The 24481-nt window shown below is 56.0% G+C and carries 24 protein-coding genes, 1 tRNA gene and 1 pseudogene; 10 read left to right on the forward strand and 16 right to left on the reverse strand.

Annotated elements, in window-relative coordinates; all coding sequences use genetic code 11:
• Positions 1–3 precede the first annotated feature (3 nt).
• From ACZ1G5_RS00660 to iscR, 12 genes and pseudogenes are all read right to left on the reverse strand, one after another.
• Positions 4–1455, reverse strand: coding sequence for an aldehyde dehydrogenase family protein (locus ACZ1G5_RS00660; protein ID WP_472734243.1), 1452 nt, complete (start codon positions 1453–1455; stop codon positions 4–6).
• A gap of 156 nt (positions 1456–1611) precedes the next feature.
• Positions 1612–1688 (reverse strand) — tRNA-Arg (locus ACZ1G5_RS00665).
• Between the two features lie 141 nt (positions 1689–1829).
• A complete protein-coding gene (locus ACZ1G5_RS00670; protein WP_472731026.1) occupies positions 1830–4004 on the reverse strand; it encodes a glycosyltransferase family 2 protein in 2175 nt (724 codons plus the stop codon).
• 132 nt (positions 4005–4136) lie between these two features.
• Entirely contained in the window at positions 4137–5360 is a 1224-nt protein-coding gene (locus tag ACZ1G5_RS00675; protein WP_472731027.1) for a cysteine desulfurase, read from the reverse strand.
• Position 5361: 1 nt separating this feature from the next.
• The gene (locus ACZ1G5_RS00680; RefSeq protein ID WP_472731028.1) at positions 5362–5952 is read right to left on the reverse strand and encodes a YIP1 family protein; all 591 of its coding nucleotides are present in this window, start codon (positions 5950–5952) and stop codon (positions 5362–5364) included.
• Positions 5949–6452, reverse strand: a complete 504-nt coding sequence (locus ACZ1G5_RS00685) for a YIP1 family protein (RefSeq protein ID WP_472731029.1) — start codon at positions 6450–6452, stop codon at positions 5949–5951. Before ACZ1G5_RS00685 ends, ACZ1G5_RS00680 begins: the two co-directional genes overlap by 4 nt.
• Positions 6452–7738, reverse strand: a complete 1287-nt coding sequence (locus ACZ1G5_RS00690; RefSeq protein ID WP_472731030.1) for a SufB/SufD family protein — start codon at positions 7736–7738, stop codon at positions 6452–6454. The genes ACZ1G5_RS00685 and ACZ1G5_RS00690 overlap by 1 nt, the downstream gene beginning before the upstream one ends.
• Positions 7738–8493, reverse strand: a complete 756-nt coding sequence (sufC, locus tag ACZ1G5_RS00695) for a Fe-S cluster assembly ATPase SufC (protein WP_472731031.1) — start codon at positions 8491–8493, stop codon at positions 7738–7740. Before sufC ends, ACZ1G5_RS00690 begins: the two co-directional genes overlap by 1 nt.
• Before the next feature lie 93 nt (positions 8494–8586).
• Positions 8587–9099, reverse strand: a complete 513-nt coding sequence (locus ACZ1G5_RS00700; RefSeq protein WP_472731032.1) for a hypothetical protein — start codon at positions 9097–9099, stop codon at positions 8587–8589.
• A gap of 114 nt (positions 9100–9213) precedes the next feature.
• Complete coding sequence (gene sufB / locus ACZ1G5_RS00705; protein ID WP_472734244.1) at positions 9214–10737, reverse strand: Fe-S cluster assembly protein SufB; 1524 nt, start codon at positions 10735–10737, stop codon at positions 9214–9216.
• 30 nt (positions 10738–10767) lie between these two features.
• A pseudogene (locus ACZ1G5_RS00710) lies at positions 10768–11781 on the reverse strand (cysteine desulfurase family protein); the annotation flags it as partial.
• A 54-nt stretch (positions 11782–11835) separates the two neighbouring features.
• Positions 11836–12300, reverse strand: coding sequence for a Fe-S cluster assembly transcriptional regulator IscR (iscR, locus tag ACZ1G5_RS00715; protein ID WP_472731033.1), 465 nt, complete (start codon positions 12298–12300; stop codon positions 11836–11838).
• Between the two features lie 171 nt (positions 12301–12471).
• Here iscR and ACZ1G5_RS00720 point away from each other — a divergent pair, with 171 nt between their 5' ends.
• The 6 genes from ACZ1G5_RS00720 to ACZ1G5_RS00745 all read left to right on the forward strand — a co-directional run bounded on the left by ACZ1G5_RS00720 (position 12472) and on the right by ACZ1G5_RS00745 (position 17540).
• Positions 12472–13125, forward strand: coding sequence for an alpha/beta hydrolase (locus ACZ1G5_RS00720; protein WP_472731034.1), 654 nt, complete (start codon positions 12472–12474; stop codon positions 13123–13125).
• Between the two features lie 2 nt (positions 13126–13127).
• Positions 13128–13595 carry a hypothetical protein gene (locus ACZ1G5_RS00725; RefSeq protein ID WP_472731035.1) on the forward strand — a complete coding sequence of 156 codons (468 nt, stop codon included), beginning with the start codon at positions 13128–13130 and terminating at the stop codon, positions 13593–13595.
• 11 nt (positions 13596–13606) lie between these two features.
• Positions 13607–14200 carry an HD domain-containing protein gene (locus tag ACZ1G5_RS00730; protein WP_472731036.1) on the forward strand — a complete coding sequence of 198 codons (594 nt, stop codon included), beginning with the start codon at positions 13607–13609 and terminating at the stop codon, positions 14198–14200.
• Between the two features lie 160 nt (positions 14201–14360).
• Entirely contained in the window at positions 14361–16427 is a 2067-nt protein-coding gene (locus ACZ1G5_RS00735; RefSeq protein ID WP_472731037.1) for a DEAD/DEAH box helicase, read from the forward strand.
• Between the two features lie 343 nt (positions 16428–16770).
• Positions 16771–17103 carry a TfoX/Sxy family protein gene (locus ACZ1G5_RS00740; RefSeq protein ID WP_472731038.1) on the forward strand — a complete coding sequence of 111 codons (333 nt, stop codon included), beginning with the start codon at positions 16771–16773 and terminating at the stop codon, positions 17101–17103.
• A gap of 41 nt (positions 17104–17144) precedes the next feature.
• A complete protein-coding gene (locus tag ACZ1G5_RS00745) occupies positions 17145–17540 on the forward strand; it encodes a DUF4112 domain-containing protein (RefSeq protein WP_472731039.1) in 396 nt (131 codons plus the stop codon).
• Positions 17541–17564: 24 nt separating this feature from the next.
• Here the strand turns inward: ACZ1G5_RS00745 and ndk are convergent, their stop codons facing one another.
• The 3 genes from ndk to ACZ1G5_RS00760 all read right to left on the reverse strand — a co-directional run bounded on the left by ndk (position 17565) and on the right by ACZ1G5_RS00760 (position 20238).
• Complete coding sequence (ndk, locus tag ACZ1G5_RS00750; protein WP_472731040.1) at positions 17565–17987, reverse strand: nucleoside-diphosphate kinase; 423 nt, start codon at positions 17985–17987, stop codon at positions 17565–17567.
• A 95-nt stretch (positions 17988–18082) separates the two neighbouring features.
• Entirely contained in the window at positions 18083–19312 is a 1230-nt protein-coding gene (locus ACZ1G5_RS00755) for an MFS transporter (protein ID WP_472731041.1), read from the reverse strand.
• Between the two features lie 38 nt (positions 19313–19350).
• Positions 19351–20238, reverse strand: coding sequence for a DMT family transporter (locus ACZ1G5_RS00760; protein ID WP_472731042.1), 888 nt, complete (start codon positions 20236–20238; stop codon positions 19351–19353).
• Between the two features lie 84 nt (positions 20239–20322).
• On the opposite strand from ACZ1G5_RS00760, the gene ACZ1G5_RS00765 reads away from it, so the two are divergent.
• The 4 genes from ACZ1G5_RS00765 to ACZ1G5_RS00780 all read left to right on the forward strand — a co-directional run bounded on the left by ACZ1G5_RS00765 (position 20323) and on the right by ACZ1G5_RS00780 (position 23999).
• The gene (locus ACZ1G5_RS00765; RefSeq protein WP_472731043.1) at positions 20323–22176 is read left to right on the forward strand and encodes an ABC-F family ATP-binding cassette domain-containing protein; all 1854 of its coding nucleotides are present in this window, start codon (positions 20323–20325) and stop codon (positions 22174–22176) included.
• An 80-nt stretch (positions 22177–22256) separates the two neighbouring features.
• Entirely contained in the window at positions 22257–22886 is a 630-nt protein-coding gene (locus ACZ1G5_RS00770) for a MarC family protein (RefSeq protein WP_472731044.1), read from the forward strand.
• 16 nt (positions 22887–22902) lie between these two features.
• Positions 22903–23481 carry a retropepsin-like aspartic protease family protein gene (locus tag ACZ1G5_RS00775; protein ID WP_472731045.1) on the forward strand — a complete coding sequence of 193 codons (579 nt, stop codon included), beginning with the start codon at positions 22903–22905 and terminating at the stop codon, positions 23479–23481.
• A 158-nt stretch (positions 23482–23639) separates the two neighbouring features.
• On the forward strand, positions 23640–23999 hold the full coding sequence (locus ACZ1G5_RS00780) for a BLUF domain-containing protein (protein ID WP_472731046.1): 360 nt from the start codon (positions 23640–23642) through the stop codon (positions 23997–23999).
• A gap of 28 nt (positions 24000–24027) precedes the next feature.
• Here the strand turns inward: ACZ1G5_RS00780 and ACZ1G5_RS00785 are convergent, their stop codons facing one another.
• Positions 24028–24480, reverse strand: coding sequence for a DNA polymerase III subunit chi (locus ACZ1G5_RS00785; RefSeq protein WP_472731047.1), 453 nt, complete (start codon positions 24478–24480; stop codon positions 24028–24030).
• Between the last annotated feature and the right edge of the window lies 1 nt (position 24481).

A 24481-nucleotide genomic window follows, 5' to 3' on the forward strand; every position in this document is an offset into this window, starting at 1 on the left:
GATTTACTCCGGGGTGCCGGACGAAATATAGGCGGTTTTCACGGTGGTATAAAACTCTGCCGCATAAGCGCCCTGCTCGCGCGGACCATAAGAGCTATCCCCGCGCCCACCGAAGGGGACGTGATAATCCGTGCCAGCCGTTGGCAGGTTCACCATCACACAGCCCGTGCGCGCATTGCGCCGGAAATGCGTGGCGCGCGCGAGGCTCTTGGTGACAATCCCGGATGTCAGGCCAAATCGCGTATCGTTGACCACATGCAATGCCTCATCATAGCTGCCAACCTTGATGACGGCGGCCAAGGGTGCAAACATCTCTTCGCGGTTAATAATCATATCGTTGGTGGTGTTCACAAAGACACCGGGCGTCATAAAGTAGCCCTCGGTGTTGCGGCTTACACGCACACCACCGCAGGCCAATTCCGCACCTTCGGACTGCCCCTTTTCGACATAGGCCAGGTTTTCGTTCAGTTGCTGTTCGCTGACAACGGGACCAATCTGCGTTCCCTCCGCCAAGGCGTGCCCGACTTTCATCGCCTCAGCTCCGGCCACCAGTTTTTCCACAAATGCGTCGTGCACAGCTTCATGCACCACCAGACGCGAGGACGCGGTACATTTCTGACCAGTCCCACCAAAAGCACCACCCAGCGCAAGCGTCACCGCCAGATCAACGTCGGCATCATCCATCACGGCAAGCGCGTTTTTCGATCCCATCTCCATCTGCACTTTGGTCAGGTTCTGGATCGCGGCAGCTGCAATACCCTTGCCCACGGGCACAGAGCCCGTAAAGGAAATCGCATCCACCTTGGGGCTTTCAACCAAGCGCTGGCCGACATCACTGCCAGCACCCATCACAAGGTTGAACAGACCTTTCGGGATGTCCTGACGCGCAATAATCTCGGTCAAGGCGACGGCAGAGGCCGGTGTCAGGTTCGCAGGCTTCCAAAGCACTGCGTTGCCAAAAGCCAAGGCCGGGGCAATTTTCCAACTGGCTGTCGCAGTGGGGAAATTCCAAGGGCTGATGATTGCCACGACACCCACCGGCTCACGGCGCACATCCACCTCGATCCCGTCGCGGGTGCTGTCGGCAGTGTCACCGATCTGGCGCAAGACTTCGGCAGCAAAGTAAGTAAAGAACTGCCCGGCGCGAAAAACCTCTCCCTTACCCTCTGCCAGCGGTTTGCCCTCTTCGCGGCTCAGCAAAGCACCCAATTCTTCTGCACGCGCCATCAGCTCATTGCCGATCGCCATCAAGACGGTTTGCTTACGTTCCAATCCATAGCGTGCCCATTCCGCTTGGGCCTGTTTGGCGGCGTCCGATGCGGTGTCCAACTGATCACCGCTGGCTTGTGCGAATGTTCCCACGACATCAGAGAGATCAGAGGGATTGATATTCGTGATCTCACTCGGCCCGGCGACCCAGTCGCCCGCAATATAGTTCAACTGTGTCTTGGTCATCATTCTTCCTTCGGGCAATGGGATGCGTTTGCCAACACTAACCGTTTTGCGGGAATCCAAGTCAAACGCAAAGAGACTTGCGATGTGTCTGGACCGACATTTAGATCAATGTTGGCCTAAATCCGACACTTGGCAACGGCCCGTTGAATTAGAAATTGGCGCACCCGAGAGGATTCGAACCTCTGGCCTCTGCCTTCGGAGGGCAGCGCTCTATCCAGCTGAGCTACGGGTGCTTTATCGGCCTCTATAGACGCCAACCCCGTCCCTCGCAACGGCTATACCTTTCACTGAACAAAAAACTCGTGAAACAGGCCCATTAATTGCACCACCTGGACCCTGACGAGATCGCGCCATTCGTCGGGCAAGTGACCGACCTAATGCGAACAAAAAAGCTCGTTCAAGATTGATCGTTTCAGCCGGTTCACATTTGAAGAACTTGCATATACCCGCGCCATGCGATCAAGCACAGTGACCGCCTCTGCATTCAGACCGGCCAAAGCCAATTCAGCGGCCAATTCACGTGACGCAAATTCACCAAGACGCGTTTCGCCATGCCACTTTGCCACCAGCCTTTCGGCTTTGTGAAGTTTGCCCGATCGCAACGCAGAAAGAATGTTCTGTGCTCGGCTGCGATCGCGTATTTCACGTGGGAACTCCAGCGCAAGTCCGAATATGTCTGCACAAGCAAACAGCGGCTGCAGAGCCATGCCCTGTTTAAAGGCTGAAGCCTTTTGAAGAGGTGCAAGGCCACGTCTCACGCGATGAACATGTTGATACTTAGCCACAAAAGTGCGTTTGATTGCTGCACGGAATGCAAACCAAGGCCGTCCAAACCGGCGTTCAAGCGACCGATCTGCCATAATTGGTCTCAGCCGCACGGCGCGACGCCTGCGCTGCACCGCCTCAATCATTGCCCGGATCAATCGCGTTTCCGCTCTATGCTCGGTCAACGCACCTTCGGCAAAGCCAGTCTTTGCAATGGCGGCGATCAGCCCCTTCAGCGCCGTATCTTCCTCAACGCGCAAAGAGGCATCATAGTATCCTACCCTCTCGATCAACTTACGTTCCAATGAAAGACCATAATCAATGCGATATTTTTCAGGCGTATCGGGCAAGCGCAACAGATACAGCGACAAGTGATAGGCCCATGCAATGGCGCTGTGCGGGTGGCTGTTCACCACAGGCGACGATACTGCGGAATATCCATCAAGGTGTTTTTTCAAACGTGCCGCAGTCCATCCGGGGCGGGCGACACAGTCAGCGGCAAGGAAAGAAATCCAGGTCGCGCTGGACAGGTAAATGCCGATATTCCGTGCGGCTCCGACAAAAACCCGTTCGGGCACTGATACAGCGATAACCTTGTCATGCATTTCGCCCAGAAGGGCCTGCAAATTGCCACCACCTGAATTAACAACGATCACGCTCGTATCCTCGGACTGCGATAGAAGTGATGCAACCGCATGCCGCAGTTCATCGGGCGCGCCCACACCCATTGCAATTGCTGTCATCGCGGCGAATGGTTTTGCATCACGCCCCCAGGCAATCGAAACATCCCCTGCGGACCATCCCATGTGTTGAAAACAGTTCTCTTGTGTTGTTTGCCCAAGCGGCGGCTGAAACCGCAATTCTTCGATGCGACTGTTAAAGGTCATCTTACTTGACCGAGACAACAAAATGCCCATTCGTTCTGTGAATTTACCTTGATGCGCCAGAGCGTCTGCGATCAGTTGCAGGTCTTCGGGGTTGTTCACTTGCTTTTCCAGCTGCCCGGCGTCAACGCGCACAGGCGTTTTATCTCTTATGCGGTCACTGCTATGGTCAGTTTTGTCATTCTCATCTTGACCAAGATCCGCCATCCAAAGGCCGCCGTTTTCTTCATGTTTTGGAAAGTAAACACGATCAGTCTCAATTTGCGTCAGCTCCAGGCCGGTCTCATCAGCAAGATAGTCATATCCGACGGATTGATACGCGTTGAGCGGGTCAAGTTTATTATATAAATCCCGGCGCGCTGATCTTCGCCGTGGGTCCATCATCTTGAGATGATAGAAGTTGATATCGGCATTTCGCACCGCAAGCACCGGATAGATCGGTGGAAACTGGCTATGCAGCGCGTCATACTCAAATACCATCTTATCACTTACCGGAAACAGGCGCTGTGCTCGTTTCCGATTCCAAATGCCATCAGACCGATATTTGTCTGCCTCATAAAGTTCGCGGAAGGGGAAACTCCAGATCGCTGGTCGCTTTTTTCGCATACAGCGCCTGATCTTTTTCGCAGCATTTTTTTCCAGCCGTTCATCAGGATCGACCCCCAAAACCCAATCTGCACCCAGGCGACGTGCTTCCTCGATTAGTTTTTGCCGCCGTTCACCTTCGGAAGTGAAGATGCCCTCTGCCGCCCGATCGTCCCACGACACGAAACCATCAACGACTGGCCAGAGGTTTTCCTTAAGCGCGGGAACAAGGTCTGCATCAAAGCGGAACGAGTAGACAGCAATGAGTTTTTTTGAATTCAAGTCTTGGAATTCTGCAAGGGTGAGACCCTTCAAGTCATGTTCCAGCACCGCAGGATGACCTCAAAAATATGCAAAAAAACAATGCGTTCGTCCTAAAGCCTAACCGAGTTGCCTGCCTTAACACAACTCTTGCTCGGACACTCTTTCAAAGAAGATGGCACCAACCTAGGCAAAAAGATCGTGGCAGAGTTCCAGCGCATCAATCAGCACATCGACCTCTTCGGTCGTGTTATAGACGCCAAAGGACGCCCGGCAGGTCGCCCCCACGCCCATATGTTCCATCAATGGCATCGCGCAATGGGTGCCCGCGCGGACTGCGACACCCTTTTTGTCCAGCACGGTTGAAATATCATGCGCATGCGCCGCACCCTGCATCTTGAACGAGAAGATCGCGCCTTTGGTGGCCGACTGCCCCTGCACGTTCAACCAATTCAGCCCATCAAGACGATCACGGGCATAGTCCCGCAAACCTTGTTCATGGGCGGCAATCTGGTCCATCCCGATGTTCATCATATAGTCAAGCGCCACACCCAGCCCAATCGTCTGGACGATCCCCGGCGTGCCCGCTTCAAACTTCATCGGTGGATCGTTCCACGTCACCTCTTCCCGTGTCACATCGCGGATCATGTCACCGCCACCCATGAAAGGGCGCATCTCGGACATGCGGTCCTTGGCGACATAGATTGCACCTGACCCAGATGGACCATAAAGCTTGTGACCGGTAATCGCATAGAAGTCACAGCCAATATCAGCGACATCTACCGGCATATGCACCGCAGATTGGCTGCCATCGACCAACACAGGCACACCTTTCGCATGCGCACCGGCCGTGATGGCCTTTATATCGACCACTGTGCCAAGCACGTTGGACATATGTGTCACCGCGACCAACTTGGTCCTTGGACCAATCGCATCAATGACCTTTTGCGGATCCAAATCGCCGTTGGCATCCACATCGACCCATTTAATCACCACACCCTGACGTTCACGCAGAAAGTGCCATGGCACGATATTGGCGTGATGCTCCATAATCGACAGCACGATTTCATCACCGGCCTGCATGCGGGGCATGGCCCACCCGTAGGCCACCATATTGATGCCTTCGGTGGTGCCAGAGTTGATGATGATCTCATCCTCTGACGGGGCATTCAGAAAACGCGCAATGATGCCACGCACACCTTCATAGCGTTCAGTCGACAGATTGCTGAGATAGTGCAACCCACGGTGCACATTCGCGTATTCCTCAGCATAGCCGCGGGTGACAGCATCTATCACGACCTGCGGCTTTTGGGCCGATGCCCCATTGTCGAGATAGACCAGCGGCTTGCCATTCACCTCTCGTGACAGAATCGGAAAATCGGCGCGGATCTTTGCAACGTCAAAGCTCATCTTATACCCCTTGCGGACCCACGCCCAAAATGGCGAGCACGATACCGGCCACCATTGCTGTTGAAATTAATGCCAGCGCGATCGCAATCACGGACTTGCCCAGATTTTCGAAGCCGTGCAGGATGTTCACAAAATTCACAAAACACCAAAGTAGCGCGCCCAAAGAGACCAACCCGAAAATCGATGCAATTGCCGGACTTATCAGGACCAGCACAAGCTGGATCACCTCCATCGTGAGGCTAATTGATTGAAACCAAACGATAATGGCCAGTGTGGCCCTCAGACTGCCAGCACCGCCCAGCCACCGCCCTACATAGAACACACCACCAACAAACAACAAAAGAAACACGCCGATGATCGCGACATAAGCAAACGGCGCCACCTCAAAAGAGCCTTCTCGAAACGCGACCGGTGCTGGTGACAGCATCTGCAAAAGTGCCAAAAGGATCACGTTGAGGACAGCAATCAGCGCCAGTGCTGTCCACAAAAAGTCGCGTGGTATATCCATGCCGATGACTTTGCGCGCGCTATCTGACGGCTCCATCACGCTGATCCAAACGGCGCGTATCCATGTCTGAAAATCAACGGTCATGATCTGCTTTCGGCTTCGCGCAAGGATTGGACCCATATGATAACAAACGCAACCGCGCCAATGACACCAACAAGTACGGCCTGCGTCCCCGGTCCGATCAAGCCTCGGACCAACCCATAGAACAAGAACAACGGCGACATCGCCAGAAGCGTCCAGAACAAAGCTAGTCTGGCGCCAAACCAACTGCCCTTGCCGCCAAAAATCTTGGCAACCAAGTGTGACAAGGCCGCAACGCCGTACATGAACAAAGGCAGGATAATAACGGCGCCAAAGAACGTATAGGTCATCATACCTTCAAAATTCATGTCAGCCGGCCACGGTGACGGCTCATACCCCTCCGCTACACGACGCAATCGCGGCCATTGTGCCACAAAAATCAAAACGCAACTGACCATCAGAAACATAATCGCACGATCTTCGCGGCGACCCTGATCAAGCAAGTCGCGCATGACAGCGCGTGGCCTGCGCCATGTCCGGACTATGTCGTTGGTAACAGGCATTAGCTGTGCCGCGACAACCAGCCTTCCAGCCGGTCCCGCAGCTCTTCCGCAAGGCTGTCATCTTCGATTTCATCCAACGCCTCTGCCAGAAACGACAAGGTCAGCAAGTTACGTGCCTCATCATGTGACACGCCCCGCGAGCGCAGGTAAAACAAGGCCGTTTCATCAATGGCCCCTGACGTTGAACCGTGCGAACAGGCCACATCATCTGCGTAAATTTCCAGCTCGGGTTTGGCAAGAAACTGACTGTCATCATCCAACAAAAGCGCCTGACTGATCTGATAGCCATCGGTTTTCTGCGCACCTTCTTTCACAAGAATCTTGCCCTGAAAGACGCCGGTCGCCCCATTGCGCAACACTTTCTTGAACACTTGGCGGCTTTCACAATTGACGGCATCGTGGGTGACAAACACCGTGTCGTCATGATGAAAATCCTTGCCGTCGCCCACGCAGGCACCCGCAACATGCGCAACCGCATCGTCGCCAGTGATTTCCAAAATACATTCATTCCGCGTCAACACACCATTGAAAGTCAGCGTAAAGGACTTGAATGAAGAGTTCGCAGCAATCCTTGCAAAACAATGCGTTACAGCCCGACGCTCATGATCCCGGCCCTGCGCACGGACATGATTAAACGTCCCGCCTTCGGCAACCTCAACCTCCAATTGCTTGGAAAACCGCGATGCCGCGGGCCCGGTTTCAAGCAAGGTCACAGATGCACCGGCCTCCACCTTCACCAGATTATGCAAGATCGCGTCAGACACCTCGTCTTTGTGCAGGAACACAAAATTGATCGGCTTTTCTGCTTGCCCTGTCACCCGGATCACAACGCCATCCGTCGCCAGGGCTGTATTTAATGCAGCCAAGGGGCGCTCAACAGGTTTTTGTCCTCGGGCCTCGAGCACGCCGTAAAGCTCTTTCGCCCAATGAATGTCCGTATCCATTGCGTCGGCCAGGCGTTCGATTTCAACGCCCTCGACTGCCAAATCATCGGAGGCGTCGGCGTCAAAAACGCCATCCACAAAGACGATCTTGACCCGGTCGACCGCATCAAACAACGGCCCCTCATCATTTTCGAATAAAGCGGCGCGCGGCGCATCAACTTGCGTCAAAGACGACGGGTCGGTGTATTTCCAATACTCGTCGCGCTTGGTCGGCAGACCCATCTGACGGACCCGCGTCATAGCATCCGCACGCGCAGCGTTGCCCCAGGCAGCAGCTTGCGGCACGACGACATCAGCCAGACGCGCCTCTGTTGTATCAACTTTCAGCTTTGCCAGCGCCATCAGGCCACCTCTGCCAGAATGTCGGCATATCCATTGTTTTCGACCTCAAGCGCCAGCTCAGGACCACCGGATTTTATGATGCGGCCGTCGGCCATAATGTGCACGATGTCTGGCTTGATGTGGTCCAACAGGCGCTGATAATGTGTGATGACAAGGAACGACCGACCGGTCGAGCGTAGCGCATTGACACCCTCCGACACCAGCTTCATCGCATCGACATCGAGGCCCGAATCCGTTTCATCCAAGATGCACATCTTCGGCTCCAGCATCGCCATTTGCAGGATTTCATTGCGTTTTTTCTCACCACCGGAAAAACCGACGTTGACAGGACGCTTCAGCATATCGGCATCGATCTTCAGGTCCTTCGCTTTCGCACGCACTTCCTTAAGAAAATCACCAGCGCTCAGTTCCGCTTCGCCGCGCGCCTTGCGCTGCGCGTTTACTGCAGTGCGCAGAAAGGTCATGTTCCCGACGCCGGGAATTTCGACTGGATATTGAAATGCCAGGAACAGACCCGCAGCAGCACGATCTTCGGGTTCCATATCAAGCAGATCTGCACCTTCCAAAGCCGCAGAACCGCCAGTGACCTCATAGCCGCCCTTGCCCGAAAGCACGTAAGACAGCGTCGATTTACCCGATCCGTTGGGGCCCATGATCGCATGCACCGAACCCGGTTCGATCTTCAGATCCACGCCCTTGAGGATTTGCTTGTCTTCTTCTTCAAGTTTGACCTTCAGGTCTTTGATTTTTAGCATCTTATTCTCCTAAAGATGGTGTGGCGTAGCAACGCAAAGCACCCCGAAACGGGGGTAACCCGCCGGGACAACGCGCGCGAAAAGTGGTGTGGTTCAGAGGCCGTAAACGGTCCCGCGATAGACAACGGAATGCTGTGTGGTGGCTTCCATGACCTGTTCGACGTGGGCTTCGGTGTAGATATAGGCCATCTGGTCCGGCCAGCGCCAGATCAGGTTGTGCCCGGCGACCATCATCACAGCAACGCCGGCGAGTTGTGCAATCCGCTCGGTGATCTTGCGGCGGTCGATCATCGCGGCCAGCAGGATCATTGCCCAGAAGGTGACAACCATTTCGAGATAGAACACCACGTCGCTTTGTTCGGTCAGTCCGAAGTAGCGAATGCGCATGACTTGCGCGAACATCAACGCCACAGCCCCGATGATCATAGACACCAGGATTGGTCCCAGCGGCGACGGCTCTTCGTTGCTTTTCTTGATTTTGTCGCGTGTGACGCGCTTGGGAATGTGCATTCCCAAATCGGGATCGTAGTAGGAGTTGTTGCGTGGGCTTTTTATGCTTTTCACGCGCGCGTTGAAATCGTTGATGTCGTATTTGCGCGTAGCCATCCGCCAAAGTCCCATACGTTAACCGTTCTGTGCGATTTGTCACAGAACTAGGGCAACAAATGGGCCGCGCGGTGACAGTAGCACGACAAATTTTGTCAACGATGGATCGCATAGCTAGCCAACAGACCCCTCGAGCGAAATCGCGACAAGCGCCTGCGCTTCCATCGCAAATTCCATAGGCAGCGCTTGCAGCACTTCCTTGCAGAACCCGTTCACGACCAGTGCTACTGCCTCTTCCTCATCCATTCCGCGCGAGCGGCAGTAAAACAGCTGATCGTCGTCTACCTTGGACGTTGTCGCCTCATGTTCAACCCGCGACGAGTTATTCTTGACCTCAATGTAAGGCACCGTATGTGCCCCGCATTTATCGCCAATCAGCAAGCTGTCACATTGGGTATAATTGCGCGACGCCTTCGCCTTGGGGTGCATCGACACCAGCCCGCGGTAAGTATTCTGCGCCTTACCCGCAGAAATGCCCTTCGACACGATCCGCGACTTTGTGTTCTTGCCCAAATGCACCATTTTCGTGCCGGTATCGGCCTGCTGCATGTTGTTGGCAATCGCGATCGAATAGAACTCGCCCTGACTGTCGTCGCCGCGCAGGATGCAGCTTGGATACTTCCATGTTACAGCGGAACCCGTCTCAACTTGGGTCCACATCACCTTGGACCGGTCGCCACGGCAATCCGCACGCTTGGTCACAAAGTTATAGATGCCGCCGTTGCCATCCTCATCACCGGGATACCAATTCTGAACGGTGGAGTATTTTACCTCAGCATCTTCCTCAACGATAATCTCAACCACAGCGGCATGCAGCTGGGCTGTGTCACGCTTGGGTGCTGTGCAGCCTTCCAGATAAGAGACGTAAGATCCCTTGTCAGCAATGATCAACGTCCGCTCGAACTGGCCCGTATTCTCAGCATTGATGCGGAAATAGGTGCTCAACTCCATCGGACAGCGCACGCCCGGTGGGATGTAGACGAAGGATCCGTCCGAGAAGACAGCCGAGTTCAGCGTCGCATAGAAGTTGTCAGACGGCGGAACCACTGTGCCCAGATACTTCTTCACCAGCTCGGGGTGTTTCTCGATCGCCTCGGAAATGGAACAAAAGATCACACCAGCCTTTTCAAGCTCTGCCTGAAAGGTCGTGCCAACAGACACACTATCAAACACCGCGTCCACAGCGACCTTGCGACCCTCGGCAGGCATGTCCTCGGCACCCTCAACGCCAGCTAGAATAGCTTGCTCTTTCAATGGGATGCCCAGCTTGGCGTAGGTCGCCAGCAGCTTAGGGTCCACATCATCCAACGACTTTGGCTTCTCTTCCATGCTCTTAGGACGGGCATAGTAATAGATGTCCTGAAAATCGATGTCAGGGTAATTGACCATCGCCCATGTCGGCTCTTCGATTTTTCCCCAGCGCTCAAACGCAGAGAGACGCCATTCGGTCATCCACTCAGGCTCATTGTTCTTGGATGAAATCAGGCGCACGATATCAGTGTTCACGCCCTTGGGGGCATATTCCATCTCGATCTCGGTTTCCCAGCCGTATTTGTAATTGCCCGAGAGTTCCTTGACCGCATCCACGGTCTCCTGATCAACGCCTTCTTTGACCTCAACGGTATCCAAAGCTGTCATCTTTTCTATCCTCTCAAGCGGCCCTGCGCCGCGCTCTTTTTCGCTCCAGGCCTGCACGAAACGCATGACCTCATCTTCTGTCGTGTCGATGCCCAGTGACACGCGGATTGCGCTGGATGCCACCTCATCGTTCAGCCCCAGCGCCTGCAGCACCCGGCTGGTCTTGACCTTACCGCTGGAACAGGCAGAGCCTGCCGAAACCGCAAAACCCGCCAAATCCATCGCCATCACCTGTGTTTCACCCTTCCACCCCGGTGAGGCGAAACAACTGGTGTTGGGCAGGCATGTCAGACCTTTCCCGACAAAAATAGTACTCTTTTCGGCGGCCTCAATGGCTGTTTCTAGAATATTTCTAAGTTTGGCAACCCGGTCCCATTTTCCCGCCGCCAGATCGGCCTGCGCAGCCGCCGCAGCGGCCCCCATTCCCGCGATCGCAACAACATTCTCGGTCCCGGAACGACGCCCCATTTCCTGCCCGCCACCCTTGATTTGTGCCGCAACATCCGTGCCTTGCGGAAAGATCAGCGCGCCCACTCCCTTCGGCCCGCCAAACTTATGGGCCGACAAAAACACCATGCCCACCCCGGACCATGAAAAGGCAAAAGGCACTTTGCCAAATCCTTGGGTGATATCACTCACAGCCAGTCCCTGCGGCAAGTCTTGTACGATGCCTGTCTCGGAATTCGCCAATTGCATAGTTGACCCAGCGGGATCATCCACCTGCACGGCACCATCAATCACCGCTAAAGTCGGATCAATCCATGCATGCACCGCATCATGCTCAATCGGGGCCGCCTTCAATCCACGACCTGCCAGCGCCAGCGCTGCGGCTTCGGTCGCACCTGACGTAAACACCACATCCGCACCCGTGGCCCCCACAGCCTCCGCAATCTGCGCCCGCGCCGTCTCCACAATCCCTTTCGCCGCACGGCCCTCTGCATGCACAGATGACGGATTGCCCACGACATCCATCGCCGCAATCATCGCGTCACGCGCTTCCGCCCGCAAAGGCGTGGTCGCATTATGATCCAGATAGGCTCTCATATCTTCTCATGTTCCAAAATACCTCGGGGGAGCCGAAGGCGGGGGCAGCGCCCCCTAGGACGCCTCATCGACTACTTCGAATAAGGCAGGCACCGCAGGGCACGGGGCCAACTCATTGCTCACCACATCCGACAGACGCGCCTGATGCAAAAACACATAAACATGCGCGCTGAGACCCTCCCACAAACGGTTGGTCATTGATTGCGCGCGGGACCCCGATGCGGCACCCGATGCCCCTGCTCCTTTATGCATGGCCGATACGGTTTCATCGACCGCACCCAAAATCTCAGCCACGCGAATGTCGGATGCTGGGCGCGCAAGACGGTACCCACCACCGGGGCCGCGCACAGAATCCACCAACCCCGCACGGCGCAGCTTCACAAACAACTGCTCCAGATACGGCAGAGAGATATCCTGACGTTTGGAAATTTCCGTCAGATTCACCAGCGCATCACCCTCCTGCAAGGCCAGATCAGCCAGGGCAACCATCGCATAGCGGCCTTTGGTGCTTAATTTCATTGGCTTTCCCCCAAAAGACAGATGCTATTTGATTGACGGCGCGGTGCTGCATCATTACTTCACCCAGACCACCTCCATTGAGGTTATGGCCCTAGTTTAGAATCTTTCTAAGGTGTCTGAGCATTTTCGTCAAGAATGCGACCGACACCTGTAGCAGTAACGGAAATACTCATGCCCGAAGTCATTTTTCCCGGACCCGAAGGTCGCCTTGAAGGGCGCTATCACCCACAAAAAGACCGGGATGCGCCGATTGCCATTGTGTTGCATCCGCATCCGCAGTTCGGCGGGACGATGAACAACCGTGTCGTCTACAACCTGCACTATGCGTTTTATAACATGGGCTTTACCGTGCTACGCTTCAACTTCCGCGGCGTCGGCCGCAGCCAGGGCGAATATGATCAGGGCGTCGGCGAACTCTCTGATGCGGCCTCCGCCCTCGACTATTTGCAATCCATGAACAACAACGCCAAACATTGCTGGGTCGCGGGTTTCTCTTTCGGCGCGTGGATCGGCATGCAACTGTTGATGCGGCGGCCTGAAATCACCGGGTTCATCTCGGTCAGCCCACCTGCAAATATGTATGACTTCAGCTTCCTTGCCCCCTGCCCCTCATCCGGCCTGATCATCAATGGGTCAAATGACCGGGTTGCGCCACCTGCTGACACCGTCAGCCTTGTGAACAAACTGCATGAGCAAAAGGGTATCACCATCACCCACACCGAGATGGAAGGTGCGGGTCACTTCTTTGAAGATCCGAATATGGACCCAATGATCGATACTGTCCGCACCTACGTCCGGCGGCGGCTCACGGAAAACACACGTTAATCATGGCCGAAGACTATCTAGAACGCGTCGCAGGAGAGCTGGCAGATTTGGCTTTGGCCGACGAGCAGCGCACCAAAGACGAAAATATTGTCAATGAAATTGGCACTATTCTGGGATCGTCTTCGCAAACGCTGCAAGAGGGGTTTCTGACAGCGGTCCGCGTCCGCCGGGCCGAGGTCCGCGCGCGCGCGCTGCTGGCAGAGCGTGCCGACGGTCCGCAAAGGGTAAAATCCCGGCTATTGCCGGATGATACCAACGCCAATGATCCCGCAGACGACATCGGTGAAGCGGACAACCCAACCGCTGATACCCAAGAGGCACCTGCAAAGGCAGCGCCACCGCCTCAAGAACCGGAAGAAGAAGACGCCTTTGCGGACGTCCTGAACACACTTGATGAATTTTTGCAGTCCGATGACAGCGACGCGGACGAAGCAAAGCCAATCGCCCCCTCGCGCCCAAGCCGAAAATAGAGGCCTGTTTCATGTCGCGCATAGATGATCAACTTGCGTTTCTGACCGAGGCCGACAAGCTGAAATCAACACTCCGCGCGACATCGCTTTGTGACGGATCGCGCGCAGAAAATTCGGGCGAGCACAGCTGGCATATTGCCCTATACGCTATGGTTATGGCGGAACATGCGACCAGACCCATCAATGTTGACCGGGTCATCAGGATGCTCCTGATCCATGATCTTGTCGAAATCGACGCAGGTGACAACCCGATCCACGGCAATCATGATCCAACCGAAATGGAAGCGATCGAAAAGGCGGCGGCAGATCGCATCTTTGGCCTGCTCCCAACCGATCAGGCGCAGGCGTTCCGCGCGCTTTGGGACGAGTTCGAAGCAGCCGAAACTGACGACGCGGTCTTTGCGAAATCTATCGACCGTGTACAACCGGTCGTATCCAATCTTGAATGTGGCGGGCGCAGTTGGGTTGACTACAACGTGACCCGCGAACAGGTCGAAACCCGCGTTGGTGCAAAAGTGCAAAAAGGCGCGCCCGCCGTATGGGACGCTTTGAAAACGCGGATCGACGCGTGGTTTACCACCCGCGCAAATAGCGCCAAGCAATAGCGATCAAAGGGGCTGTCTGACCCTCGGCTAACGCGTCCTCCGAGGATATTTTGAAGCCAACAATAACAAGGACGTTGCGTTTGTCTGGCGCGATTAGCCCTATACAAACGACCACCACAGGCGTAGGGCGCAGGCTCACGCCGCCAGAAAGCCCATTGATATGATCACGACCCTCGCCAATGCCCTCGCCAAACAAGGCTATGCCGATTTGACCCCCGTTCAGGAAGCGGTGACGGATGAGGCGCTGGTCGGGCAAGATTTGCTGGTTTCCGCGCAAACTGGCTCTGGTAAGACTGTGGGTTTTGGTCTGGCGATTGGCCCGACAATTTTGGCCGAGGATGGTACATTTGACCCTGCTGGCCGTCCGCTCGCCCTGATCATCGCACCCACACGTGAACTGGCATTGCAGGTCAAACGCGAATTACAGTGGCTCTATGCAGCCGCCGGTGCGACCATCGCATCCTGTGTGGGTGGGATGGATTTCCGCGATGAGCGCCGCAGCTTAGAGCGCGGCGCGCATGTGGTGGTCGCTACTCCCGGTCGTTTGCGCGATCACATCATGCGCAGCACGATTGATCTGTCCGATATCAAAGCTGTCGTGCTTGATGAAGCCGATGAAATGCTGGATCTGGGCTTTCGTGAAGATCTTGAGTTCATCCTCGGCGAAGCACCACCCGACCGACGCACATTGATGTTCTCGGCCACGGTGCCGCCAATGATCGCGACTTTGGCGAAATCCTACCAAAAAGACGCGGTGCGCATCGCCACGACGACAAAGGAAAAGCAGCACAGCGATATTGAATATCGCGCGCTGTCCGTCGCTAACCACGACACAGATGCCGCAATCGTCAACGTGTTGCGCTATTATGATGCGCCCAACGCGATTGTTTTTGCCAATACCCGCGCAATGGTCACCCGCCTGACAACACGCCTGTCGAACCGGGGGTTTTCGGTGGTCGCTTTGTCGGGGGAGTTGAGCCAGGCCGAACGGTCGAACGCGCTGCAAGCCATGCGCGACGGACGTGCGCAGGTCTGTGTCGCGACAGATGTTGCCGCACGTGGGATCGACCTGCCCAATCTGGAACTGGTGATCCACGCCGAATTACCGACGAATGCCGAAACCCTGTTGCACCGTTCGGGTCGTACCGGTCGCGCAGGCCGCAAGGGCATTTCAGCCATGATCGTACCAGCCAAGATGAAGCGGCGCGGTGAGAACCTTCTCAAATGGGGCAAGCTGACCGCGACCTGGGCGACACCGCCCACCGCAGAAGAAGTCAGCGCCAAGGACGAAGAACGGCTTCTCACCGATGCAGTTTGGTCAGAAGAGTTCACTGAAGAAGAACAGGCCTTTGCAGCGCGTCTACTGGAACAACACGACGCCACCAAGATCGCCGCCGCCTACCTGCGTCTTTATGCCGGCAAGCAATCGGCACCCGAATTCATCTCTGAATATAAAGACGGGCCCGCCGTGAAGGACCGCAAACCACGCGAGGCGAAATCATTTGGCCCCTCCAAATGGTTCAGCGTCGACGTTGGCCGCGAAGGCAAAGCCGAAGCGCGCTGGTTGCTTCCGATGATCTGCAAGGCAGGTGGCATCACCAAGAACGAAATTGGCGCGATCCGCATTCAACCCAACGAAACCTTCGTCGAAATCGCCGAACCAGCGGTTGCGGGTTTCCTGCGTTCGGTCGGCGGCGACATGAGACTGGAAAATCAAGCGACGCTGACAGCGCTGGATGGCCCGCCACAGTTGGGCGAGCGTGGTCCACGCAAAACCAAACGGGACTATGATGATGGCCCCAAGCGCGGGCCAAAACGTGACGCAAAGCCCAAACGCCATGCCCCACGCGACCAATCCGCTCCACCGCCGTCACGTCAAGACAATATGGCCGCCATCGCCCCCATTCCGGGGGCTGCCGACGATCACAAAGCCCGTAAACCACGTCACAAGCCTGAACGCCGCGACCACGGTGATGCGCTGACCGAAAAACGTGCAAAGCCCCCCTACAAAGGCAAGTCGGACGGTAAGAAACCGCCGAATAAGGGGAAATCAGGTTACAACTCTGACACAAAGCCGCGCAAACCGGGCGGTGGCAAGCCCGGCGGAAAACCTACCGGTAACGCCAAAGATACTTCAAAACGGTTCACACCACCGGGCGGAAAATCCAAGCCCCGCAAGGGCTTAGGCAAAGGTGGCAATGCAGCCCCCCGGCGTGGCAAATCCTAAAACCTGACCCTTGGGTCACATTTTTGTCACGTCACAACCCTGTTGGTGACGCACTACCCTCGTCAGATCGCGGCTATGGTGGCTAAAGTTAAGCCACGAGCACGCGAAAGGACCAGCAAATGGCCACTGCAAAACCAGTATCACCCAAGCCGGCCCCGGCCCCAAAGCCGACACCGGCCCCACAGATGCAATCCAAGCCGCAGACACCCGTCTACACGGACTACGCCAGCATCTGACACACACACGTCTATTGGCTGGTGAGAGTCCTGCCGCCCCGATCGCCCTCCCCGATCGCCGCGCACTCTCACTGGCCTTTTTTCTCAGGCCCGATAAACTCACGGGCATGGCAGAACTGACTTCAATCAAGAATATTGGCCCGGCATTTGAGGCGTCGCTCAGGTCTGTTGGAATCACCACAGCCGAACAATTGCGCGAACTTGGTGCAGATGCGGCCTATGCCAAGTTGCTTGAAGGCGGCAGCAAACCCCACTTTATCGGATATTACGTCTTGCATATGGCGCTACAGGGACGCCCCTGGAACGACTGCAAAGGCGAGGAAAAGAAGGCTTTGCGCAAGCAATTCGACAAAATTAAAGCCGGCAGCTTCGACGAGAACAAGTCAGAGCTAGAGCGATTTCTGAACCAAATCGGCGTTGTCGAGATCGACAAAAAGTAAACACCCTTCACATTGTCGGCTTTATCTGCTATGTTAACGATATGAACATAGAACAGGACATTGATTTCGAACTCGCGCGTCTTCGCAAACTGGCATGGCGCATGGACGCATTATTCTACATTCCCCGAACCAATATTTCGGTGGGTCTGGATAACCTTGTGGGTCTGGTGCCGCTCGTCGGTGACGCACTAACAGCCTTACCGTCTTTGTGGATGATCAACGCGGCCCGAAAGCTGGGTGCGTCGCCCGGTACGCTGGCCTATATGGTGCTCAATACCGTGCTTGACGTCTTTGTGGGAATGGTGCCCGTTGTCGGTGATATTTTCGACGTCTTATATAACGCAAATATCCGCAATTACCGTGCGTTAGAGCGCAATCTTAATCAAAAGGCCGCCCGCGCCAAAACGGTGCGAACGGCCCAAATATCCTATGCGTAAGCCGGGGGTGCCCCGGCCGATCCCTTAACCAACCAGTTCAAGGCCTGAGAAGAAGAACGCAATCTCTTCTGCGGCTGTTTCCGGCGCGTCAGACCCGTGCACAGAGTTTTCACCGATGGACAATGCAAATTCCTTACGGATCGTGCCGGGGGCCGCGTCAGCCGGGTTTGTTGCACCCATGACTTCGCGGTTCTTTGCAATCGCGTCTTCACCTTCAAGAACCTGAACCACAATCGGCTCAGAGATCATGAATTCGCAAAGCTCGTCAAAGAATGGACGCTCTGCGTGCACACCGTAAAACTGCTGCGCTTGCGCGAGTGTGAGCTGGATGCGCTTTGATGCGACAATCCGCAGGCCTGCTTCTTCGAATTTTGCCGCGATCTGACCGGTCAGGTTCCGCTTTGTGGCGTCGGGTTTGATGATAGAGAATGTGCGCTGAATAGCCATGTTGAGCCTCTTGAGATTGGCCGGGCCCGAGGCCCGATGAATTGATGGCTGCGCCCTACCACGCACATCTACACATGAAAAGCAGTGAATTTCGGTCAACCACGTCGTTCAATTGGCAAGCCACGCGCGAACACCGCCAAAGCCGCAAGACAGGCGCAGCCAATGGCAACATAACTTGCCAAGATCACTTGCAGGTCAGCATAAGCCATATCGCCCGTTTGCCCGGTCACGCTGGACGCCAAGAACAAGGTCGCGGCGAACAACACGCGTCCGCCAAGGCTCTGCAATGAAAGATAGGTGGCACGGGCATCGTCACTCAACTCATGTTGAATGCGCGCAACGATAAATGGCCCCGAGAACGCGTCAGGCACCATGCGCAACAGCAAGATCGCAATGACAATTGGTGCATTTGTCAGGGCAAGCACACCAGACAGGGCAATCTGCATCCCAAACGCCAATAGAAGAATGGCCATCAACCCGATCCGATGTCGCAGTTTCTGTGCAAAAAGTGACGCGACAACCGATATTGCCATCATCGCCGTCGTGACGATTCCGCTGATCCAGGGCGCGTCCTGGCCAAGCCCGACAGCCTTCAGCGCCTCTTGAATAAAAGGCTGGCCAAAGACGTAGGGAATATGACTGAAAACATACATCAAAACACTCAACACAAAAAGCCAGATCAAGACGGGCATCCGCAGCGCTGTGCGCAGCGATCCAAAACCAACCACCTCGCCAGCCTGAGGCGGTGTCGTCGCACCAGTCTGCTCACGAAACTGAAATGAGATGATGACCGACGCCGCGAGACAAACCGCCGTCAGAACAAAGGTGAAGCTGTAAGAATACATCGCGATGACACCGCCTGTCGCCGCCGAGAGAGCAAGAGCAATGAATGTAAACCGCCACGCACGTAGCTCTTGTTCTTCGGTTTCATCCTCTCGTCCGGCGGCAGATAAGGATTCGTAAAGAAATGCACTGTCGGTCCCCGATATAAAGGCCCCGCCTGCGCCCAGAACGATCTGCGCAACCACGAAAACTGCAAAACTGTCCGCCAACCCCAGCATCAGCGCACCTATGGCGCTGCACACACCCGCCAACAGGATCGTAAATCGCCGGCCAATCCGGTCGGACGCGTACCCTGACGGCACTTCAAGCACCGTCGTCGCCAAATCACCAATCGCATAAAGCATAATGGCTTGGGCCGGGGTCAGTGCGCTCTGGAAATAGAGGAACCAAACGGCCTGCGTGAACATCAGGCTGCGAAACAGCTTAAACCAAGGATAAAGTGCAACATTGCGGTTTGCGCTGGCTATTTGGCTTGCGGTCATAAAAACCTTTTAGTCCGCCTCGTGCGGCACCGATAGCACTAAGTGCGCGCACGCTCCGGCCATACCTCAAATACACCTGCCAGCACGACCAAAACCCCGCCAATCATCTCTGGATTTGAAAGCGTTTCACCCGCAATCAGCGCCGCGGTGACAGAGGCGATCAGCACCTCAGCCATCAGCAGGATACCAACGCGGGCGGGATCAAGCTTGGTTGCGGCCCACATCAGCCCCGCCATAGATATTGCCCACCAAAGCGCACCTGCAAGACAAACCCAAAAGACCAACCGCAAAGGGTCTGCGAAGCGGGCAACATCGGGCAATGGCTCTAACAGCGGCGCGATGACAAGGCCGCCAAGAAACGCCCCAAGCGCAAAAACAAATGCCGTTTCCCCCGGTCCCGCCGTCGCCTTCGCACGAATGCCCACCGTTGCAACCGCCCATAAAAACCCGGATGCGAGGCCAAACCAGTCGCCCAGGCCGCGCGGGATCGGCAAGGCACCGTCTCCGCCCAGCATGATGCCCAGCCCCGCAACCCCGACAAGCAACGCCAGTACCCGCAGTCGCGTGATCGGCCAGCCCATCACATACCGACCAAGCAGCGTGCTCCAAACTGGGGTCAGAAAGAAAAGGATGACGATGATCGCTACACGGCCGTAAAGAAAGCCGACCGAATACAACAAGAAGGCAAAGCCGCCCAAAGCAACAGAGGCCAGCGCCAGCGGATGTGATGCAACCAACGCCCGCCGTCCACGCCATCCCAACGGGGCCAAAAGCAGTGTAGCGGCCCCGACTATCGCCAAAGTCCCCCATGCGCCCTCTAGCCCAAGCTCCGCAACCTTGCGCACAGGCATCCAATAGAACCCCCAAAGGGATCCGGTCATCAGCACGATCAACGTGGCAACAAGGGTCGTACGGGCACTGTCCATTGTCAGGTGCTTAAACACACCGAAAACAAAGCGCTAGCCAAACACCCAATTGACCCCGCACAAAGGATCAAGCATAGCCGCCCCATGCTCAAGATTTCAGACATCACCTATTCCGTTGATGGCCGCACGCTGGTCGAACATGCGACAGTCACCATTCCCGCCGGGCATAAGGTAGGGCTTGTGGGGCGTAACGGCTCTGGCAAGACAACGCTGTTCCGGGTGATCCGGGGTGAGATGGTGCTGGATACCGGGAATGTGAACATCCCCAAAGGCTGGAAAATCGGTGGCGTCAGCCAAGAGGTGCCGGGCAACGAGGTCTCGCTGATCAACACCGTCCTGCGCGCCGATACCGAACGCGAAGCGCTGTTGGCCGAGGCTGAAACCGCGACAGACCCTACCCGCATCGCCGAGGTACAAACCCGGCTGGCCGATATCGAGGCATGGTCGGCAGAGGCCCGCGCCGCCACCATCCTGCGCGGCCTTGGCTTTACCCATGAAGAACAACAAATGCCCTGCTCGGCCTTTTCGGGTGGCTGGCGGATGCGCGTGGCCCTCGCTGCCGTGCTCTTCAGCGAACCCGATCTGCTGCTGCTGGACGAACCCACAAACTATCTCGACCTCGAAGGCGCGCTCTGGCTTGAGGCTTACCTCGTCAAATACCCCCACACCGTGCTGATCGTCAGCCACGACCGCGAACTTCTGAACCGGTCTGTCGGCGGCATTCTGCACCTGGAAGACAAGGGGCTGATCTACTACACCGGCCCCTACGATACATTTGCCAAACAGCGCGCTGCCAACCGCGCCGTGCAAGCGGCAGCGGCCAAGAAACAAGACGCACAGCGCCAGCATTTGCAAGCCTTTGTGGACCGGTTCAAAGCGAAAGCCTCCAAAGCCAAACAAGCCCAAAGCCGCGTCAAAATGTTGGAAAAGATGGAAACAATCCGCGCGCCCGAAGATGCGGCCCGGACGGTATTTACATTCCCCGAACCCGAAGAACTCTCACCCCCGATCATCGCGACCGAAGGGGCCGCCGTGGGCTATGGCAATAACATCGTCCTGCATGACCTGAACCTGCGTATCGACCAGGACGACCGCATCGCCCTATTGGGGCGCAACGGCGAAGGCAAATCGACGCTGTCGAAAATGCTGTCTGACAGGCTACCCATTGCCCGCGGTAAAATGACGACATCCAACAAGCTGCGTATCGGCTTTTTTGCACAGCACCAAGTGGATGAGCTGCGGATCGAAGAAACACCACTTGACCACTTGTTCCGCGAACGCCCGGGCGAAGGCCAAGCCAAACTGCGCGCGCGTCTTGCCGGTTTCGGGCTGGGGGCCGACCAAGCCGACACCGAAGTGGGCCGGCTGTCTGGCGGACAAAAAGCTCGCCTGTCGCTGCTGCTGGCCACCCTGCCCGCGCCGCACCTGCTGATTTTGGATGAGCCCACAAACCACCTCGATATCGAAAGCCGCGAAGCGCTGGTCGAGGCGCTGACCGCCTATTCCGGTGCCGTCATCCTTGTTAGCCACGACATGCACTTGCTGTCCATGGTCGCCGACCGTCTTTGGCTGGTCAAAGACGGGCATGTGAACCCCTACGACGAAGACCTGCAAGCCTATCGCAAAATGCTGCTGACCCCCGAAAAGCCGCGCGAAAAAGACAAACCCGCCCCCGTCAAAACCGCCAAACCATCGCGCGAGGCGCTGATGGCGCTACGCTCTGACGTGCGAAAAAACGAAGAGCGGGTCAAGAAAATCAACGACATGCGCGACAAGCTGGCCAAGAAACTCGCCGATCCGGCACTTTACGAGGACGGCAAAGCAGGCGAACTGGCGACATGGAACAAGAAATACGCCGAAGTCATGGACGGGCTGGAACGGGCCGAGGCCATGTGGATGACAGCACTGGAAAAACTAGAGAAGGCAGAAAAGCCCTAACCATCATCCTGCCCTGAAAACTCCCGCCGGAGGCATCAAAATTCTAGAATTTTGATCCACTGCCTGTCAGACAGAACCTTATGACCGAACTCCCCGCCCTTATCGCAGCTTTCACAACGCTGTTCATCATTATCGACCCGCCGGGGCTTGCACCGGTGTTCATTGCGTTGACGCAAGGGATGAACGCGGCCCAACGGCGCGCCATTGCGATCAGGGCCTTCTTTGTCGCCAGCGGGCTGATGATGGTATTTTTGCTTCTGGGCGAGGCTGTGCTCGGCTTTATCGGCATCTCAATGGATGCCTTTCGCATCGCAGGCGGGATTTTGCTGTTTCTCACCGCACTCGACATGCTGTTTCAACGCCGGCAGGCCCGCCGCGAAGATAGCGCCGCCGAGGGCCAGGCCGAACATGAAGACGATCCGTCAGTTTTTCCCTTATCCCTTCCGCTGATCGTCGGCCCTGGTGCTATTACGACCGTCATTCTACTGGCCGGTCAGGCCGAAGGGGCGACCGACCTTGCAGCCATCGCAGGCGTGGTCATTGCGGTCCTGCTCATTGTGCTGCTGGCCTTTCTCGCAGCGCCGGCAATTGAGCGTGCTTTGGGCAAAACTGGCCTCAATATCGTGACCCGTGTTCTGGGCATGTTGCTGGCCGCACTGGCTGTGCAATTTGTGTTGGATGGCCTACGGGGTTTTGGGATTGGCGGTTAGTGCCTATATCAATGCCATGACAACTGACCAAATCATGCAAATCACCTATCTTGTGCTGCTGGGCGCCGCGATTGGCGGCTCTGCAATCGTGGCTGGACGCAACAATATGGGCAAAATGGCCCAACAGGCCGCTATCTGGGCGTTGATCTTTATTGGCGTGATCGCGGCATATGGCTTGTGGGAAGACCTCAGCAATGACGTCAACCCACGTCAGGCGATCATTGACGACAGCACTGTCGAAGTGCCGCGGAGCTCTGACGGGCACTACTACCTGACATTGGACATCAATGGGGTGCCGGTTGACTTTGTCATTGATACCGGTGCCAGCCAGATCGTCTTGTCACAGCGTGACGCAACCAAAGCAGGGATCGGCCCGGACGCTTTAAATTATTCCGGCATCGCAAGTACGGCCAATGGTGTCGTGCGCACAGCTCCCGTCATATTGAACGACATTGCTTTGGGTCCAATCACTGACCGGGACATTCCGGCCGTTGTGAATGGCGGCGAGATGGATGCATCGCTGCTCGGTATGACCTACCTCGGCCTCTATGATCGGATCGAAATTTCAAACGGACAATTGGTACTCAACAGATGATCCGCGCGCTTGTCCTCTTTTGTATTCTCGCGGCCTGCACGCCTCAGCCTCCCCAACTGCCAGAGGACTTCGACGCAAGTTTCCCTTTCTAGGCGACGGTCGCAACTTCGCACGTTGGAATTGCATAAGCCTCACACTTCGGCTTAAGGTTGCGCACAATGTCGCAGACTTTGATCAGAATTCTCTATCTTAGCAGCGCGCGCCCCGACATCGCGGAACCAGATGTTGAGGCCATAGTGAGCCATGCGGTTCGGGCAAATGAAATTCGTGACGTGACCGGTGCCCTGGCTTTCAACGGTCGCACTTTTTGCCAATGCCTTGAAGGTGAAAAATACGCGATCGCAGACCTGCTGGCCCTCATCAAGCAAGATGAACGTCACACAGACCTCAGGATCATGGGTGAGCTTGAGGTTGAAAAACGCTATTTCAGTAGTTGGCGCATGCGATGGGTTTTTGATCACAGCTTCATGGAACTGCGTGAAGCGATGATACCGCAACCGCTGCCAAAGTTCTCTTGATCTGATCGAAAACCGACGACGGTCGCCTTTACTTCTCAGCCTTTTTTGTCCAGCGCCCGTCTTCCTGCGCCCAATATTGGGCCGCGCAACCGGCATCAGTCAACATTTTCCATTGCCCCCGTGCATGGTCCAGCGCAGCCGCATCATGCCCATCGAAAAGAATACATGTCCGCTCAAGCGCTGTGACTTCTTCGGCGCTGATATCTGCGCCAGCAACGCTCATAACGCAACCAAACCCCGTGCTGGACCCATCTCCAAGCAACACGGGTTGTTCGTCATCATACGGCCCGCCGGCAAGCCCGTGTGGCACAAACCCATCCTCCGGGCCCTGCCAAAGCACTTCGTCCAGACGTGTCAGAAGGGCGGCGTCCTGTCCACGCACCAAAACACGCCAGCCCGCACCACGCGCTTTGCCGATCAGCATCGGCAAAGTCGCCTCCAAAGGGCTATCGGTCAGGTGGTAAAAGAACACAGCCCCCATG

The sequence above is a fragment of the Yoonia sp. JB2-21 genome (assembly GCF_055693545.1).

Coding starts and splice junctions, on each gene's coding strand:
- ACZ1G5_RS00780 (WP_472731046.1), top strand. CDS start 23,640: ATGTCGCAGACTTTGATCAGAATTCTCTATCTTAGCAGCGCGCGCCCC.
- iscR (WP_472731033.1), bottom strand. CDS start 12,300: ATGAAATTAAGCACCAAAGGCCGCTATGCGATGGTTGCCCTGGCTGAT.
- ACZ1G5_RS00725 (WP_472731035.1), top strand. CDS start 13,128: ATGGCCGAAGACTATCTAGAACGCGTCGCAGGAGAGCTGGCAGATTTG.
- ACZ1G5_RS00740 (WP_472731038.1), top strand. CDS start 16,771: ATGGCAGAACTGACTTCAATCAAGAATATTGGCCCGGCATTTGAGGCG.
- sufC (WP_472731031.1), bottom strand. CDS start 8,493: ATGCTAAAAATCAAAGACCTGAAGGTCAAACTTGAAGAAGAAGACAAG.
- ACZ1G5_RS00700 (WP_472731032.1), bottom strand. CDS start 9,099: ATGGCTACGCGCAAATACGACATCAACGATTTCAACGCGCGCGTGAAA.
- ACZ1G5_RS00660 (WP_472734243.1), bottom strand. CDS start 1,455: ATGACCAAGACACAGTTGAACTATATTGCGGGCGACTGGGTCGCCGGG.
- ACZ1G5_RS00760 (WP_472731042.1), bottom strand. CDS start 20,238: ATGGACAGTGCCCGTACGACCCTTGTTGCCACGTTGATCGTGCTGATG.
- ACZ1G5_RS00730 (WP_472731036.1), top strand. CDS start 13,607: ATGTCGCGCATAGATGATCAACTTGCGTTTCTGACCGAGGCCGACAAG.
- ACZ1G5_RS00680 (WP_472731028.1), bottom strand. CDS start 5,952: ATGACCGTTGATTTTCAGACATGGATACGCGCCGTTTGGATCAGCGTG.
- ACZ1G5_RS00775 (WP_472731045.1), top strand. CDS start 22,903: ATGACAACTGACCAAATCATGCAAATCACCTATCTTGTGCTGCTGGGC.
- ACZ1G5_RS00720 (WP_472731034.1), top strand. CDS start 12,472: ATGCCCGAAGTCATTTTTCCCGGACCCGAAGGTCGCCTTGAAGGGCGC.
- ndk (WP_472731040.1), bottom strand. CDS start 17,987: ATGGCTATTCAGCGCACATTCTCTATCATCAAACCCGACGCCACAAAG.
- ACZ1G5_RS00755 (WP_472731041.1), bottom strand. CDS start 19,312: ATGACCGCAAGCCAAATAGCCAGCGCAAACCGCAATGTTGCACTTTAT.
- ACZ1G5_RS00690 (WP_472731030.1), bottom strand. CDS start 7,738: ATGGCGCTGGCAAAGCTGAAAGTTGATACAACAGAGGCGCGTCTGGCT.
- ACZ1G5_RS00745 (WP_472731039.1), top strand. CDS start 17,145: ATGAACATAGAACAGGACATTGATTTCGAACTCGCGCGTCTTCGCAAA.
- ACZ1G5_RS00785 (WP_472731047.1), bottom strand. CDS start 24,480: ATGGGGGCTGTGTTCTTTTACCACCTGACCGATAGCCCTTTGGAGGCG.
- ACZ1G5_RS00765 (WP_472731043.1), top strand. CDS start 20,323: ATGCTCAAGATTTCAGACATCACCTATTCCGTTGATGGCCGCACGCTG.
- ACZ1G5_RS00685 (WP_472731029.1), bottom strand. CDS start 6,452: ATGCCTGTTACCAACGACATAGTCCGGACATGGCGCAGGCCACGCGCT.
- sufB (WP_472734244.1), bottom strand. CDS start 10,737: ATGACAGCTTTGGATACCGTTGAGGTCAAAGAAGGCGTTGATCAGGAG.
- ACZ1G5_RS00675 (WP_472731027.1), bottom strand. CDS start 5,360: ATGAGCTTTGACGTTGCAAAGATCCGCGCCGATTTTCCGATTCTGTCA.
- ACZ1G5_RS00770 (WP_472731044.1), top strand. CDS start 22,257: ATGACCGAACTCCCCGCCCTTATCGCAGCTTTCACAACGCTGTTCATC.
- ACZ1G5_RS00735 (WP_472731037.1), top strand. CDS start 14,361: ATGATCACGACCCTCGCCAATGCCCTCGCCAAACAAGGCTATGCCGAT.